The sequence below is a fragment of the Oceanobacillus aidingensis genome, from assembly GCF_042654105.1.
In the GTDB taxonomy this organism is placed as follows: Bacteria; Bacillota; Bacilli; order Bacillales; family Amphibacillaceae; genus Oceanobacillus; species Oceanobacillus oncorhynchi.
In genome coordinates, this window is the sequence record NZ_JBHSFT010000018.1 from 96,943 (window position 1) to 113,346 (window position 16,404).

Here is a 16,404-nt window from a genome sequence, read left to right on the forward strand (position 1 = left end):
AATATAGTGACTACCATAAATATTCATGTATAAAATCCTAACTTTTATTAATTGGGTCTTCAGGAAATTTCTATGAAAGCAAGAAATGAAGACAATAACGGAATGCATGCTGCATATCAACACAAAAAAACTTGATTCATACCTTCGCGGGTACAAAATCAAGTTGATCTGAAATATCAACCGTGACTTTCCAGTTTATTATCCTCTCCTATAAAATTCTGTCCTTCTTTACGATACTGGGAAGGTGTAAATGTTGTATAAATTTTAAACAAATTACTGAAATATTGGCTCGTATTGATTCCGACATAGTTCGCGATTTCTGTTACAGGTATATCCGTTTTAGTGAGCAACATTTTAGCTTTTTCCATTCTTACTTTTGTAAGGTATTCGTTGATTGTTATTTTCATCATTTTTTTGAAAATACGATGCAAATAGCTAGGATGCAGGTGGACAAGATTCGCTAAGTCACAGGTTCTGATCTCGTAATCATAATTCTCATGGATATAAGTTAATACTTGATGGATAATCCATTCATTTGATTGACCGATTTGCTGCATTTGTTCTTTACGGCTTTTGGCTACACTAAGCAATAATTGAATAAATAAAATATCAATCTGCAATCTATTATCGGAATTCTGCAAATCCAGCTCCAGCACCAAAGAACTGAGGTGACCATAGATATGTCCACTGTCCTTCAAAATGAAATAATCTTCGGAGGCAGTAAGCATCTCTTTAAGACTCTGGTCATGATGCATTAGATTATGGATGGAAGTAAAATGCTTCATGTTTTCTTTCCATTCGAATTCTACATTAAGCATTCTGCAAGGGTTCTTTTTTTCAACAATTAGCCGATGCGGCACATTCCCATAGATAAAAATATACTGTTGTTTTCGTAACTCGACCTTTGTATTGTTTATTTCTATCGTACACTTCCCCTTAATGACGTACATAATCTCGATTGCTTTGTGTTTATGTATTTCCATATTATACTCTTGCCATTCTTTAAAATAATAATAGACAGCTTCAGGAAAAGTGTTCTCTTTCATCCCTTTACCTCCCTTAGAAACTTATTCGTATTGCTGGGTATATTAAAGCTTCCATACCAAAACCAAAGATTGAAAAATAACGTAACCTCTTGTATATCAAATTTGATAAAATATATAACCATTTCACACTTTGTTTCTTATAAGGGATATCTGAATAAACTGGGAAACATAAAGCTACTTTATGTTTCCCAGTTTATTTAAACAATGTGTTGTAACCCATTTATTCATGCAGCCAAACTGTCATTTCCCCTTCATCGCGATTTGCCCAAGCGTAGTATGGTATCATTGTCAGTTTACTTTTCTCACCTTTTGGTTTGGTATCAAAGGTATACAAATCATCGACTGTATTTTGTAATCTGGTTACATCTCTAGTCGTAATAACATTAACACCGCCCAATAAATCAGGATGATATGCCACTGTAAATTCCGGGTTTACTTCGAGTTGATAATCAAACAATTTAGATTGGTTATCGGTTTCTTCAGCACAATAAACAACTGGGCCACTTTGAAGCGCAACTTTGTTGATGTTTTCTTTTACTTGTCGATTTGCTCTAACAATATGAACTTGCATATCAAGAGTGAGCTCAATGGTTGTTTCTGCGTCTTCAATATTGAAATATACAATACCTTCCTCATCAGATACTTTTACTTTTTTGTCGTTTACAATTATTTCAAAATGATCTTTACTCCAATTTGGAATACGTATTGCAAAACGAAATTGAGATTTTTCTGGATTACTAATAGTAAACGTTACTTCGCCATTCCATGGAAGATTGCTGTCTTGTTCAATTTTAATATTGTTGCTAAATTGAGTAGAATTTGCAATATATTGATGAGCTAAAATTACATCGTCTTTTACTTCGTATAAATATCGATCAACTGAAGCTACCAGCCGGGCAATATTGGCTGGGCAACAAGCTGTACCGAACCAGGCTTGGCGACGTGTTAATACATGTTTTTTGTTTGGATCCAATACACTTGATTTAGGATCCGCTTCTAATGGATTAACATAGAAATAATGCGTACCATCCAGAGACATCCCGCTTAATGCTCCATTAAATAATTCCTTTTCAATGACATCTGCATATTCTGATTTAAATTCTCCCGCTAACATTTGTCTAGCAAAAAACGTCATAGCCACAGAAGCACAAGTCTCTCCATAAATCGTATCGTTTGGCAAATCGTAATCAAAAGTAAAGGCTTCACCAGATTTTGTTTGACCAACATTTCCTGTAATATACATCTGCTTTTGAGTAATGTTTTTCCATAAACGATCTGCTGCATCTTGTAAATCTTTTTCTCCGGTAATACGGGCTAAATGAGCTAAACCGGCACAGAAATAAACACAACGAACAGCATGACCATGTGCATCATGTTGGCACGTTACTGGTTTATCAGAAAAGTAATAACGTGTTCCAAATTCCTTTAATTCTGGCCAAAAGGCATTGTCGATACCATCAACCACATTTTGCTTATCAAAAAATTCCGGGTCCTCTCCACGTTCTCTAATAAAGAAATTAGTTAATTCCAAGTATCTATCATCTTTGGTAATTTCCCATAAACGCATCAAAGCCAATTCGATTTCTGGATGTCCATCATATCCAGGAATTTGATTTTCTCCATATCCAAAAATTTCATAAAGATGATCTGCCATTTTTTTCGCGATTTCTAAAGCAGTATGATTATCAGTAACTTCATAATAAGCAACTCCTGCTTCAATATAATGACCCATTGAATAAAGTTCGTGCGATTGATCTAACCGCTTGAATTTTCGTTCAGGCATATCGATTTGAAAAAGCGTTGATAAATATCCGTCTTCCTCTTGTGCTTGAGCAATTAAATCCACAATCTCATCCGTTTTCTTTTGCATCTCTTCATCCGGAAAGTATTCCAGCGTATAAGCAGCCGCTTCTAACCATTTATAAACATCTGTATCTTGGAAATTCATTCCTTGATGCTTTTTTCCTTTTGAAAGTCCAGCAGCTATTTTTAGATTCTCTATTGCATGGCTTTTTAAGTCATCATCGTAAAATCGTTCATCTGTAAAGGCATCATTTGCTATTTCCACATCATTTTCATCGCTTAGCGTTTCATATTGATAAGGTATAACTATCTCAGCAACCAAATCACGATATCGCTTCCAAAACGGTGAAGTAACTTCTACCTTCTCCAATTGCATTGCATTTGATTTAATATTTTTTGTCACGGTACATTCTCCTCTACTTTTATTTTCATATACTTAAACTTTATCCTATTTACGCTTTCTTCAATTTTTTTAATGAGACAAATAGTAAGCTTATCACCTTCTTTGAAATGTGGTATCATACGAATCCGCTTTCATATACCTAATAGTATAATATTGGTTTAATTGATTTCTTCTAATCTTCTTAGTCATTTCATTGGTGTCTCTCTTGTAAATCCTTTTTTATTTTGGATTCTTGTTTTTCAAAACGTCTATAGAAAATCATAGGAATTATAGCAATAATACTTATAATTACTGGCAGCCAAATAAATGAAAATTTAATTGCACTCAGTGAAGCTGCACTTTGAGCTTGGTTCGCTACAAATCCAGACGCTTCCATAATAAGGGATGGAATAAAACTGCCAAAACCAGATCCTAATTGAATACAGAATGCTCCCCCGATAGCAGTTAAAAATCCTGTGGCTCTCACACCATTTTTCCACTCTCCATAGTCAACCGTATCTGCCAGCATAGCAAATGGCATGGCAATCGCAATAGCAAAGCCGAATATTGCAATGACCCAGCTTATCATTATAAGAGGTATACTATGTTCAAAAAATGCCATTAAGGTTTGTCCTGCAATACCAATTAGAAAACCAATAATCATTGTCATATGTTTATTTGCAATTTTGACAAGAAATGGTGTTAGCAAGGTTCCTAACATTCCTAATATGGTTAATCCATTAAATATTGCAGCTAAATTAGCATTTCCAAGATTGTATTGAGCATAGTATACAGACATACTAATACGACTTGTCTGCGCAATCCAGAAAAGAATGAACGAACCAATTAAAAGGAACCACGGCCAGTTACGATATGTTGCACGAATACTTTTTTTTAGCGGTATTGGTTCTGTATTATTCGTATGTCTTTCCTTTAAATTTTTAAAAGCAAATAAAAGTAAAAAAATCGCCAAAATCGCTAGAATACCTATAGCTAAAGGGAATCCAATTCTGTCATTTCCTTGCCCCACTAGACCTACTAATGGTAATACAGCGCTACCTGCAATAAACGCACCTACGTTTCCGCCAATCATTCGAAATGTATTGGCCGCGACTCTTTCGTTCGAGTCTTTAGTCAAATTAGGCAAAATTGAATTTATCGGTGTTTGGATTCCGGTATATATGATTCCTGCAGCTAAAATGTACGTTATAGCAGCATACCAATATTTCCCTGTGTCTGGTAAAGTTGGCGATAAGAACGCCAACACTGTAGCAACACCAAATGGAATTGCTAACCAAAGAAAGTATGGCCGACTTTGCCCCCACTTTGTTTGCGTATGGTCAATAATGATTCCCCAAACTGGAGCACTAATTGCATCAACAACCCGTGCAATCAGTAAAATCAATCCTGCAGCAGCCACGGAGATTCCAAAAACATCTGTATAAAAATACATGATATAAGTTGTGATAGTGACATATAGCATGTTACCAGCTAAATCAGTAAATGAATAACTTATCTTCTCAGATAATGGTAACTTATCTGTAGTTCGGTTTTCTTCTGCTTGTGTAGTCTCTATACTTTTTTCCGCTTCCATACTTATTCTCCTTTTCTTAAATAATTTTCTCTCTCTAGTTTGAATTCTTGAATTAACATAGAAACTATTATTTAACCAGTGTTATGTATGTTGATATTGTCATAAGCTTTTCCTTCTAGATATTATTAGTATTTTTTATTATGCTCACTACTGGTTAATGTTTTTAGAAGTTTACTGACGATGCTTTTTTTGTACTCCCCAAAGAAGCTAAGCTTCCTCGGGGAATAAAAGTATTATTTAATAATGACATATTCTAAATCAACAAGCTTCGCATAGTTTACAATTTGTTCTGTTGTTAAATTTAATGAAACAACGGTATGATGCCCGCCGCCATTCTCAATCCAAGCTTTTACCCCATCATGGAAATTCGGCTTAATGTTCCAAAGCACACGCGCTACCGGAAGTTTTGGTGCTGGAAATTCAGGCTCAAACATAGAAACTTCATTAATTAAAAGTTTGTAATGCGTACCAAAATCCGCCATTGAAACAACTACGCCATCCCCTGCTTTCCCATCAAACACTAAACGGGCTGGATCTTCTTTATTGCCAGGTCCTAAAGGAGAAACAATGATTTTAGGCTTATTACCAGCTAACGTAGGATCTACTTCCAACATATGTGATTGCAGAACAGATTCTTTACCCGCAGCTAATTCATATGTGTAATCTTCCATAAATCCAGTCGATTGGTTATTACTCATTACCTTTAATAAACGGTCAAGAGCAGCTGTTTTCCAATCTCCTTCACCGGCAAAACCATATCCTTTTGCCATCAAACGTTGAACCGCAAGACCAGGGAGCTGTTTCATACCATATAAATCTTCGAAATTCGTAGTGAAAGCATTATATCCGCCATCATCAAGAAAACGTTTAATCGCGATTTCATAGCTTGCTTGCACCTTAACACTCGCTTCCCAATCTTCCTTACTATAAGCGCCATACTCAAACTCATAAAGATCTGCATACTCTGCTATTAAAGCGGCAATTTCTTCATCCTTCACCTTGTTCACATATTGAACAAGGTCTCCAATCCCAAAATAATCAACAGTCCATCCAAATTGAATCTGTGCTTCAACCTTATCTCCTTCTGTTACTGCAACATTACGCATGTTGTCACCAAAGCGGGCAACTTTAATGTTGAAGCTTTCATTAAAAGCAACGGCTACATTCATCCAATCGGCAATTTGTTTTTGCGTTTCTGAACGTTTCCAGTGCCCTACAATAACTTTATTCTGCTTATTTAAACGAGCATTGATAAAGCCGTATTCGCGATCTCCATGAGCAGATTGATTTAAATCCATAAAGTCCATATCAATCGTTTCCCAAGGAATACTTTCATTGAATTGTGTTGCTAAATGAAGTAATGGTTTTTGTAATAACTTCATACCATGAATCCACATTTTCGCAGGAGAAAATGTATGCATCCATGTGATGATCCCGGCAACTTCATCACGATAGTTGGCTTCCTTCATCATTGCTGTGATTTTATCTGCGCTGACCGCTAAATCTTGTAATACGATGGGACATGGTAAGATGCCGCTTTCATTTAATTCATTAGTCATCCTTTGCGCATGCTTCTTAACTTCCGCTAATGCTTCTTCCCCATATAATTGTTGTGAACCTACAACAAACCAAAACTCTTTTTTTTCAATTGTTGACATATAAATCCTCTTTTCCTTATTTAATAAATAATATCAAGTATTAATTTTGTCCATAATACGCATTTTCTCCATGCTTTCGCAGATAGTGCTTATCTAAAATGCGCTGTGGTAATTCTTGAGCAAAATGATTTAGCTCTCGTGTAAATAAATTTAGTTTTGAAATTTCATCTAATACGACACTGTTTGTTACTGCAGTTTTTACATCTTCTCCCCAAGTAAACGGGCCATGTCCATGAAGTAAAACACCGGGAATTTCCAAAGCATCTAATTTGCGTTCTTTAAACGTTTCGACAATTACGTGACCAGTTTCTGCTTCATAACCTCGATCAATCTCTTCTTGTGTCAAAGTACGAGCACAGGGTACAGAACCGTAAAATGTGTCTGCATGCGTTGTCCCCATTGCAGGGACATCCAGCCCTGCTTGCGCCCAGATGGTTGCCCAAGTTGAATGCGTATGTACAACACCGCCGATTTGTGGGAAATGCTTATAAAGTACTGCATGAGTCAACATATCTGAGGATGGATTTAAATCTCCTTCAACAACATTACCGTCTAAATCAACAACAACCATATCGCTGGCTTTCATCGCTTCATAATCAAGACCACTCGGTTTGATAACAAATAAACCGTTTTCTCTATCGACTGCACTGGCATTTCCCCATGTGAATTTAACGAGTCCATGTTTAGGTAATTCCAGGTTGGCTTGAAACACTTCTTCTTTTAATTGCTCTAACACATTAACTCCTCCTGTACTTCACTTATGAAGTCAAATTGTCAACTGCTGCCTGTTCAATAACTAACCCTTTCTTATATCGTTCCATAAATATCTCAAATCCTTTAACGTCCGATTCTTCAGGATGTATTTCCTGTTCTTCCACGTCTGTGAATACTTTTTCATCTAGAAAATCTTCTAAGCTCTCTGTTGAAGTCTTATGTTTCATATAAGCAGCAAGAAGTGCCATTCCCCATGCTCCTCCTTCTCCAGCTGTTTCCATAACAGAAACAGGTACATTCATTGCTCCAGCGATAATTTTCTGTCCAACAACAGGAGTCTTAAATAAACCGCCATGAGCTAATAAGCTGTCAATTTCTATTTTTTCTTTTTGTGTCAATGTATCCATTCCTATTTTCAAAGCACCAAATGCTGTAAGTAGATGTGTACGCATAAAATTAGCTAAATTGAAATTGCTTTCTGATGATCGGATAAACAGTGGCCGTCCTTTTTCAAGACCTGTAATGTTCTCTCCCGATAAATATCCATAGCTGAGCAACCCGCCGCCATCTGCGTCTGCTGCTAGCGCTTTATTCAACATGATTTCAAATATCTTTTGAGTTTCAGCTTTTTGCCCCATCGCTTCATAAAATTCTTGAAATAAGCTAATCCATGCATCGAGATCACTTGAGCCATTATTCGTATGAACCATTGCAACAGGAGCACCAGCTGGTGTAGTTACCAAATCAATTTCCGGATACACTTTTGAAAGTGACTTTTCTAATACAATCATGGCAAAAACGGAAGTACCCACAGAGATATTCCCTGTACGTTTTCTTACACTATTCGTAGCGACCATTCCAGTTCCAGCATCACCTTCCGGAGGACAAAAAGGAATTCCAGACTGCAGATTTTGTGATTTATCGAGAATTTTTGCACCAGCTTCCGTTAATCCCCCAGCTTGGTCACCAGCTGTATATACTTCAGGAAGAATATCTTTTAACTTCCAAACGTATGCTTTTTTCGAAATTAGTTCATCAAATTTCGCAAGCATTGCTTCATTATAATCTCCCGTTGATTCATTCACTGGAAACATACCTGATGCATCTCCAACTCCGATTGCTTTTCTCCCCGTTAATAACCAATGAATGTAACCCGATAAGGTTGTCATATAATCTATGTGGGCAAGGTGCTTCTCTTCGTCTAATATTCCTTGATAAAGATGCGCAATACTCCATCTTTCAGGGATATTAAATTGAAATTGATCCGTTAATATTTTCGCTGAAGTACCTGTTGTTGCATTCCTCCACGTACGAAATGGAACAAGTAAATCACCAGCTGCATCAAAAGCCATATATCCATGCATCATTGCCGAAATACCGATTGAACCGACAGTTTCAATTGTAATATCATAGTCTTGCTCCACTTTTTTTCTCATATTTTCATAAGCTGTTTGCATCCCGGTAATAATATCTGGCAAATTGTACGTCCAAAATCCATTTTTTAAGCGATTTTCCCATTGATGACTTCCAGTTGCGATGGTTTCAAAATTTTTACCGATTAATACTGCTTTAATACGTGTTGAACCGAATTCAATTCCGAGAGAAGTATCACCTCCCTCAATTATTTGTTTAATAAATTCTCTACCTATTTTCATACTATTTTCCTCCCCTCCTCCCAGAGAGCGCTTTCAACACACTTTGTAATATAAAACGCTTTCTATTTATTAATTATATTATATTTTCAGTACGTACAAATGTCAACATTAAAAATAAATATACGTACAAATAAAATTGAATTATATATAATAATGTGAATAAATTTAAATAATGCCCTTATATAGCTCGTTTCATGTTTTAAATTTAATTATATAAATCTATTTCGCATTAGTTTCTTTAATAAATCTATTAATTTAAGAACATTCATTTTAATTCTTTTAAAGTCATGGTAAAATAAGTACATACAAATATCTATATAACCAAATCATTACACCAACAAATATGAAAGAAGTGAATGAAATGAAACCAAAATATCAGATCATCACGGATGAAATTAAAAGTAAAATTCTTTCAGGAGAATTTAGCGTTGGGGAAAGAATTCCTACCGAAGCGGCTATGCAAAATCAATATCAAGTCAGCCGTGATACCGTTCGCAAGGCTATTTTAGAATTATCAAATGAAGGTTTCCTAAGAAGTGAAAAAGGTTCAGGTACTTATGTCAGCAACCAATATCAATCAAAATCTGATCGAGCATCAAATAATAAAATAATTGGTGTTATAACAACTTACATCTCTGACTATATTTTCCCTTCCATCATTCGTGGCATTGAAAGCAGATTAAACGAAGATGATTATTCTTTATTACTTGCCAGTACAAATAATGATGTTGAACAAGAAAAAAAAGCTTTGGAAATGATGATGTCCTATGGTGTAGATGGCTTGATTATTGAACCTACGAAAAGTAACCTGTACAATCCCAATATTGCTTACTATCTGTCGTTCAAGGAGCAGGGTATCCCATTTATTATGATTAATGCTTATTATGAGGAATTGGACGTTCCTTTTCTATGTCTTGATGACGTACAATCCAGCTATCTGGCTGCAAATGAATTGATTTCAAAAGGGCACACACAAATTGGAATTATTGCAAAAATGGATGATTTGCAAGGGAAGTATCGAATGAAGGGGTACATAAAGGCACTCGAGGAAGCTAAATTACGCTTCCAACCCAACTTAGTCCTTTCTTTCACCACAGAAACCAAGTCGGATTTATCTATTAACCTGCATCATTTTCTCAATGAAAATAAAGATATGTTAACCGCCATTGTTTGTTACAACGATGAGGTAGGTTTAGAAGTTGCAAATGTATGCAAGCAAATTGGTATTTCTGTTCCAGACAAATTATCCATTATCGGGCAGGATAATTCTTATATCTCACAAAACGCAAATATCAAACTGACGACGTTGACACACCCACAAGAGAAAATGGGACGTGATGCAGCTGACTGGGTGCTTAAGAAATTACAAGGACGGAAAAATTTATCAGAGGAAACATATTATCAACCAGTATTAGTTGATGGGGAGACTGTAAAAGATAAACTTAGCTAAAAAACTGACAATGCCGTTCCACCTTTTCATACTAGAAAAGACTGGGCTCGTATAGAAAATCTATGCATATCCAATTCAATAATTATCAACACGTTTAAAATGCAAATAATATCCGAAGTATATAATGGGCGAACAACCTTTCAAACATACCCTCTCATTTAAGTAGATTGTTACTTGAATCAGTTATTATATGCCAATATACGTACACCATTTTTGTTCACAAATAAAAATAGCCAAGTTAACCTTTGAGAATCTGTGAGGGATTATATCAGAAAAAACATAATCAATTTATTTGGTTCTTTCCTTCATGGAAGTATTAATCCATAATCATTAAAATAACCACCCCTCTGCCCTGGTAAGCAGTTGGGTGGCTATAAAAAAATTTGTATGGTTAATCACATGCGTGCAAAGTTCTATTCCATCCAATTACACTCTCTTTTTATAAAAAGAAGAGAAAAAGAACAATACTACACCTAGCAACACAGCAATCCCGCCAATAATTCCAAAGTAGAGAATCTCGGTTTCCGGGCTGTATAGTTTAACAATTTGCGCATTAATTGCCTGTGCCGATGCATTAGACAAGAACCAAAGACTCATTGTTTGGGCAGAGAATGCAGCAGGAGCCATTCTTGTTGTAGCTGCTAAACCGACTGGTGATAAACATAGCTCACCAAATACTACAATCAGAAAGCTGAGCACAAGCCATATTGGACTTACCAGCGTATCAGGACCTGCGTAAATTGCTGGAATGATCATGATCAAGAAAGATAGACCAGCAAAAACCAGACCTAGTGAGAATTTTTTATGCGTAGATGGCTGTCTTTTGCCAAGCTTCATCCAAAGTGCTGCAAATACCGGCGCTAACAGAACAATAAATAATGGATTGAATGATTGGAACCAAGATGATTGTAAGGAAAAACCGGCAAATGATAATCTTGTCCGCTCATCGGCATATTGTGCCAAAATAACCGCTCCTTGTTCTTGGATCGCCCAGAACACCATTGCTGCAAGGAACAGCGGAATATAAGCAAGTAAACTCTTTTGCTCCTGACTGGTTGTTTTCTTACTGAAATACATGACTAAAAAGTAAATAATCGGAATAATTATCCCTAATATACTGACTAACATGATAAATCCATCAATGGTTAAAATACCGTTAGAAATCAGAATAGCGCCTGCGATGATAACCACAATCGCGCTGATTCCCATTTTTAAAAATACAGATTTCTTTTCCTCCGGTGATAGAGGATTTGGTACATAAGAGCCAGCAAGACCTAAATATTTCTTTCTTGTAGCCAAGAAAATAATCAGCCCGACTAACATACCAAGAGCTGCTACTCCAAATCCTAAATGGAAATTATATTTTTGCCCGAGTGTTCCGACAATAAATGGTGCAATTAAACCACCAAGGTTAATCCCCATATAGAATATACTAAATCCGGCATCAGTACGCGGATCTTCTTTATCATATAAATCCCCGACGATATTAGATACATTCGGTTTTAACAGCCCTGTTCCAATAACAATTAAGCCCATTGATACGAATAGAGCTGTAACTCCTCCCGGAAAGGATAAGGCAATATGACCTGCCATAATCAATATGCCGCCATAAAAGACGGTGCGTTTCGTACCAAGCAAACGGTCAGCAATCCAGCCGCCGATAATCCCTGACATATAAACAAGCGAGCCATAAATAGCCATGATGGAAGCAGCGGTTCCTTTATCCAGATTCAGTCCGCCATCTTTAATCGCATAATACATATAGTAAAGTAAGATTGCTCTCATACCATAGTATGAAAATCTCTCCCAAAACTCTGTGAAAAATAATGTAAACAACCCTTTAGGATGTCCGAAAAAACCTTTTTGCGGAATACTCTTAAGGATCTCTTGTGGGTTCTTCGATGTCATAAGCTTTCTGTCCCTTTCTATTTATATTAATTTGTTTTTGCCATATATAGGCTTCCATATATTACGGAGCATCCATTCCAGCTAAATTGCTGCTCTTACGTAAATATTCAAACAATTAAAAAATACCCCGCCGTTTGGGTTCTAGATTACTGGAATCGTAAAACCGCCAAACAGAAGAGGTACCTGTAATTGATGAGCCTATAAGCAAATGCTGCATGAAATCAACTCAACTTTAAAAGAAATAAACGGATAAACCATTCATGTCATGCAAGTATGACAAGGTCTTTCTTGCATTGCTTCGCTGTTATTTTCAAATATACCGCTAATCACTGTTTTGAAAATAAAGCCGTTTTTATACTTATTTTGGGTTCGTCAGGGTACTACTTCTTTTGTTTATTCCCGTGTATAAAAGTTGAATACTATATATCATACCACTCTGGAAGTTCGATGTAAATAAACTGGTAAATGGTTATTTTTACAATTTTTCTTCAAGCATGCATATAGCGCGAAAAAATTTCTATAAAAAGTATCAAATTACATCTACTTTTCTCTGTTTGACTTGTATTTTTAGAAAGGATAAAATTATCTTAATTAACAAATGTTCTTAATTTTTGTTTTCTTTAATCATATACAAGGGAGGGCTTACATGATTTCCATACAAAACAATGTAAACGCTGACATAAGTATCTCTTTAAACCATTACATCATTAACTCCATCCATCTCTTTAAATATAATCAATCTGATCTTTACAATTATATACAGAATAAATACAATGAAAATCCGTTGATTTGCATATATGAAGACAAAATCCCAATGTCCTATATCTCTAAAAAGCAGACTGATTCTCAACATATAATCGATGACATTCTAACCCATTTCCGCTGTATTCTTTATGCACAGGATCAGTTAACGATGGAGTTCATTCTTCATTCTCTCAATACCAAAGGTTTCTTAGAAGAAGACCCATATAAAATTTCTATTTATACTAAAACGCCAATAAATAGAGTGAAACAGTTGATTAACCAATTACAAACTTATGAAAATAAAGGCATCGGAACGCGGAATATGATAGATTTTATAAAATTCCAGTTAAAAAATAAGGATTTTTATAACGAAAAGCTATTTGATCTATTCTCAACTAACCTGGAGGAAATCCATCAAAATTCATTTAGTTTTCTAAAAGGTTCGCATGTGGAAGAAACTGAATTCAAAAAATACATAGATTTAATTACTGCTCATTGTAATTTAACCCCTTTAGATGCTGAAGAAACATTAAATATTTCTCCTGATGCTTCCATTGTATATGGAAAGAATGGATTACAGGTTATCATTCATGATTATCTTACTGGAGGCATTTCTTATGAACCGATATTAATCGACTGTAATAACCATCCATTCAACGCTGAGTTGGAAAAGTTTAAAACGGAATACGAAGAACTTATTTCTATTTTGAATGCAAGGAAAATATACTTAACTCAAGTAATTTCTATCATTGCAAATGTCCAATACGATTATTTAACTGGGAGAAGTGACTTTTTGAATGCTTTAGATCAAACAGATTTAGTTGAACAGACCAAACTGAGCCCCGCTACCATCAGCAGGTTACTCTGTAATAAATATATTGCTACACCTAGAGGAATCTTTTCAGTAAAAGCATTGTTGTCTAAAAAGAGTTATAAGAACCTATCTGTTAGTTATATAAAATACGTAATTCAAAATATAGATGGCTTTGAAACACTTTCAGATAATAAAATCTCGAGATGTTTAGCTGAGATGGGGATCTTTATTTCCAGAAGAACCGTAAACAAATATAAAAATCAAATACTGGGAAATATTAAAAGGACTAGTCCAAAACGTAAGGACTAATCCTTTTTAATTTGTTGGATAATTTTAATCGAGTTTCTCCATAAGCTCTTTCAGCTTTGTGATCTCTTCCTCAGTAAGTCCTAATCTGGGCTTTCTTGATGGCCCGCCATTTAACCCTTTCAACTCCATCGCCTTCTTCACTATTTGAACATACTTCCCGGAGTCCTCCAGAAATTCACATAGCGGCAATAAATCCTTATAAAGCTCCTTTGCCCCGTCATAATTCTTCGCTTTCACCAGCTCATACAGTCTTCCTGCACTATTCGGTACGATATTAGCTGCCACTGAAATCCAGCCAGTCGCTCCAAGGACAAATGATTCTAATGCAAGATCATCAGCACCGCAGAACAGAACAAGATCTGTATTGTCGGCCACCGCTCTAACCTTTCTTATATCTCCGCTCGACTCTTTAATATACTGCACGTTATCCAGTTCTTTATCAATTTTATAAATCGTTTCATTTTCCAAATTCACATTAGCCGTAAATGGATTGTTGTACATCATAATCGGTGTGGAAACTTGATCGTTCACTTCTTTAAATTGTTCAAATGCCTCTTCTTCTGTCGGTGTCATGTAGTATGAGTTGATTAGTAACAGTCCATCTGCATGGTTTGCCTCGGCATGTTTTGCATATTCTAACACTTTGTCTGTGCGTTCATCGGCGATACCGACCAATAAATCTGTCTCTGTATCTTTTACTACTTCACCAGCAATTTTGACAATTTCCTTCTTTTCTGCTTCATCCAATGATGCAAATTCTCCTGTACTTCCAACTACCACTATTCCAGGGACTTTTTGATCCAAATAGTACTGGATATTTTCTTTTAACCCTTCATAGTTCACGCTGTAATCCTCATTCATTGGTGTAATTAATACTGGAAATGCTCCTTCAAATTGTTTTTTCATGCTCCTCATCCCTTTCTTTTTCATAATCATCTTTATCTAAAATAAACAATCCAAAATAACCATAAATTAAGTTAATGATAATAACTAAAAATCCATACCAGAAGAATGGCAAATATGCGAGTGTTGAGACACCCAGCGTTGTTGCCATAAAAACCCCTCCATCTGACCATGGAACCATCGGCGTTGTAATCGTACCGCCTGCCTCTACATTTCTTGATAACAAGGATCTGCTTATTTTTTTCCTGTCATAATTAGCTTCCGTAATTTTCGTGCCTGTTAACATTGAAACGTAAGCTGCTCCGCCAAAAAATATTCCAAAGAATGCTGCGATCATAGTCGTTAATGTCAGATTACCTGTATTCGTTGCCCATTTAGCAAAAAGCTCCCCGATTACCGTAAAGGCACCAATGGACTGTAACAATCCGCCGACACCTAAAGCTAGAAGAATCAACAAAATAACCTCAAGCATGAAAGTAATACCACCACGATCTAAAAGGTTATCAATGAAATCAATTCCTGTAGTAACTCCACTTCCTGAATACAATGTCTCAATCGCTTCAATAAATCCATATCCTTGGAACCAAACTGCCCACACGCTTCCTAGTAATGCTCCAAATATAATTACCGGTATGGATGGTAGTTTAAATGCCAGCATGACGACAACCACTACTGCCGGAATCAGCATGACCCAGGATATATGAAATGTATCCTGCAGGCTGGCCATTGTATTCTCTGCAATTGACAGATCACCGCTGCCATCTTGCATGATTAAACCTACAATCCAATAAGCAATTGCCGCAATCACGAAAGCCGGTAAAGATACATATGACATCGATCTTATATGTCTGAATAAATCAACTCTTGACAAGGAAGCTGTCATAACTGTTGTATCAGATAATGGCGACATTTTATCTCCAACGTAACACCCTGAAATAACTGCCCCAGCAACCAAATATGTTGGCAGCCCAAAGCTCTCCCCGATACCCATCATCGCTATGCCGGCTGTGCCTGCTGAACCAAATGATGTTCCTGTTGAAATAGATGTAATCGCACAGATAATCATTGCTGCCATCAAAAAGATACTCGGGCTAATGATACTCAAACCATAATAGATCATCGTCGGTACAATACCTCCAGCAATCCAAGAGCCGATAAGTGCACCTACAGCGATTAAAACAAGCGTCGCTCCTAAACCTTCATAAATTCCTTTTAAAAGTCCTTTTTCCATTTCTATATACGTATTACCTAAATATAATCCAAACCCCATAATTACAAACCAGATTGCGAGCAAAGCTAATTGGATAGGCAGTTCTAAAATAACAATAAAACCAAACATTATTACTACAAACAAAACCAAAATGAGCAATAATACTGGTATACTTGGCAGTTTCTTTTCTCTAACCATATATTTCCGCCCCTTG

At 36.0% G+C, this 16,404-nt stretch carries 11 protein-coding genes; 2 read left to right on the plus strand and 9 right to left on the minus strand.

Features of this window, described 5'->3' with window-relative positions; genetic code table 11:
- Positions 1-176: 176 nt before the first annotated feature.
- The 6 genes from ACFO3P_RS12305 to ACFO3P_RS12330 form a co-directional block, all read right to left on the minus strand.
- Positions 177-1,046: an AraC family transcriptional regulator gene (locus tag ACFO3P_RS12305; protein WP_256705553.1), complete on the minus strand. Its 870-nt coding sequence runs from the start codon at positions 1,044-1,046 to the stop codon at positions 177-179.
- A gap of 220 nt (positions 1,047-1,266) precedes the next feature.
- Positions 1,267-3,252: a glycoside hydrolase family 127 protein gene (locus tag ACFO3P_RS12310; RefSeq protein ID WP_256705552.1), complete on the minus strand. Its 1,986-nt coding sequence runs from the start codon at positions 3,250-3,252 to the stop codon at positions 1,267-1,269.
- A gap of 190 nt (positions 3,253-3,442) precedes the next feature.
- Positions 3,443-4,825 carry an MFS transporter gene (locus tag ACFO3P_RS12315; protein ID WP_256705551.1) on the minus strand — a complete coding sequence of 461 codons (1,383 nt, stop codon included), beginning with the start codon at positions 4,823-4,825 and terminating at the stop codon, positions 3,443-3,445.
- Positions 4,826-5,058: 233 nt separating this feature from the next.
- A complete protein-coding gene (gene araA, locus ACFO3P_RS12320) occupies positions 5,059-6,483 on the minus strand; it encodes an L-arabinose isomerase (RefSeq protein ID WP_193062509.1) in 1,425 nt (474 codons plus the stop codon).
- Between the two features lie 40 nt (positions 6,484-6,523).
- Entirely contained in the window at positions 6,524-7,219 is a 696-nt protein-coding gene (locus ACFO3P_RS12325) for an L-ribulose-5-phosphate 4-epimerase (protein WP_256705549.1), read from the minus strand.
- A 22-nt stretch (positions 7,220-7,241) separates the two neighbouring features.
- Entirely contained in the window at positions 7,242-8,852 is a 1,611-nt protein-coding gene (locus tag ACFO3P_RS12330; protein WP_289584665.1) for a xylulokinase, read from the minus strand.
- Positions 8,853-9,213: 361 nt separating this feature from the next.
- Between ACFO3P_RS12330 and ACFO3P_RS12335 the strand changes: the two genes are divergently transcribed.
- Positions 9,214-10,302 (plus strand): GntR family transcriptional regulator, encoded by a 1,089-nt coding sequence (locus ACFO3P_RS12335; RefSeq protein WP_193062503.1) that lies wholly within the window; start codon positions 9,214-9,216, stop codon positions 10,300-10,302.
- A gap of 426 nt (positions 10,303-10,728) precedes the next feature.
- Here ACFO3P_RS12335 and ACFO3P_RS12340 read toward each other — a convergent pair whose 3' ends face one another.
- Entirely contained in the window at positions 10,729-12,210 is a 1,482-nt protein-coding gene (locus ACFO3P_RS12340) for a peptide MFS transporter (RefSeq protein ID WP_193062501.1), read from the minus strand.
- A gap of 646 nt (positions 12,211-12,856) precedes the next feature.
- On the opposite strand from ACFO3P_RS12340, the gene ACFO3P_RS12345 reads away from it, so the two are divergent.
- The gene (locus ACFO3P_RS12345) at positions 12,857-14,077 is read left to right on the plus strand and encodes an RNA polymerase factor sigma-54 (protein ID WP_289584664.1); all 1,221 of its coding nucleotides are present in this window, start codon (positions 12,857-12,859) and stop codon (positions 14,075-14,077) included.
- Positions 14,078-14,101: 24 nt separating this feature from the next.
- On the opposite strand, the gene ACFO3P_RS12350 is transcribed toward ACFO3P_RS12345, so the two are convergent.
- Positions 14,102-14,983: a dihydrodipicolinate synthase family protein gene (locus tag ACFO3P_RS12350; RefSeq protein WP_042531189.1), complete on the minus strand. Its 882-nt coding sequence runs from the start codon at positions 14,981-14,983 to the stop codon at positions 14,102-14,104.
- The gene (nhaC, locus tag ACFO3P_RS12355; protein ID WP_042531187.1) at positions 14,967-16,388 is read right to left on the minus strand and encodes a Na+/H+ antiporter NhaC; all 1,422 of its coding nucleotides are present in this window, start codon (positions 16,386-16,388) and stop codon (positions 14,967-14,969) included. The genes ACFO3P_RS12350 and nhaC overlap by 17 nt, the downstream gene beginning before the upstream one ends.
- Between the last annotated feature and the right edge of the window lie 16 nt (positions 16,389-16,404).

Coding starts and splice junctions, on each gene's coding strand:
- ACFO3P_RS12305 (WP_256705553.1), bottom strand. CDS start 1,046: ATGAAAGAGAACACTTTTCCTGAAGCTGTCTATTATTATTTTAAAGAA.
- ACFO3P_RS12315 (WP_256705551.1), bottom strand. CDS start 4,825: ATGGAAGCGGAAAAAAGTATAGAGACTACACAAGCAGAAGAAAACCGA.
- araA (WP_193062509.1), bottom strand. CDS start 6,483: ATGTCAACAATTGAAAAAAAAGAGTTTTGGTTTGTTGTAGGTTCACAA.
- ACFO3P_RS12330 (WP_289584665.1), bottom strand. CDS start 8,852: ATGAAAATAGGTAGAGAATTTATTAAACAAATAATTGAGGGAGGTGAT.
- ACFO3P_RS12335 (WP_193062503.1), top strand. CDS start 9,214: ATGAAACCAAAATATCAGATCATCACGGATGAAATTAAAAGTAAAATT.
- ACFO3P_RS12340 (WP_193062501.1), bottom strand. CDS start 12,210: ATGACATCGAAGAACCCACAAGAGATCCTTAAGAGTATTCCGCAAAAA.
- ACFO3P_RS12345 (WP_289584664.1), top strand. CDS start 12,857: ATGATTTCCATACAAAACAATGTAAACGCTGACATAAGTATCTCTTTA.
- ACFO3P_RS12350 (WP_042531189.1), bottom strand. CDS start 14,983: ATGAAAAAACAATTTGAAGGAGCATTTCCAGTATTAATTACACCAATG.
- nhaC (WP_042531187.1), bottom strand. CDS start 16,388: ATGGTTAGAGAAAAGAAACTGCCAAGTATACCAGTATTATTGCTCATT.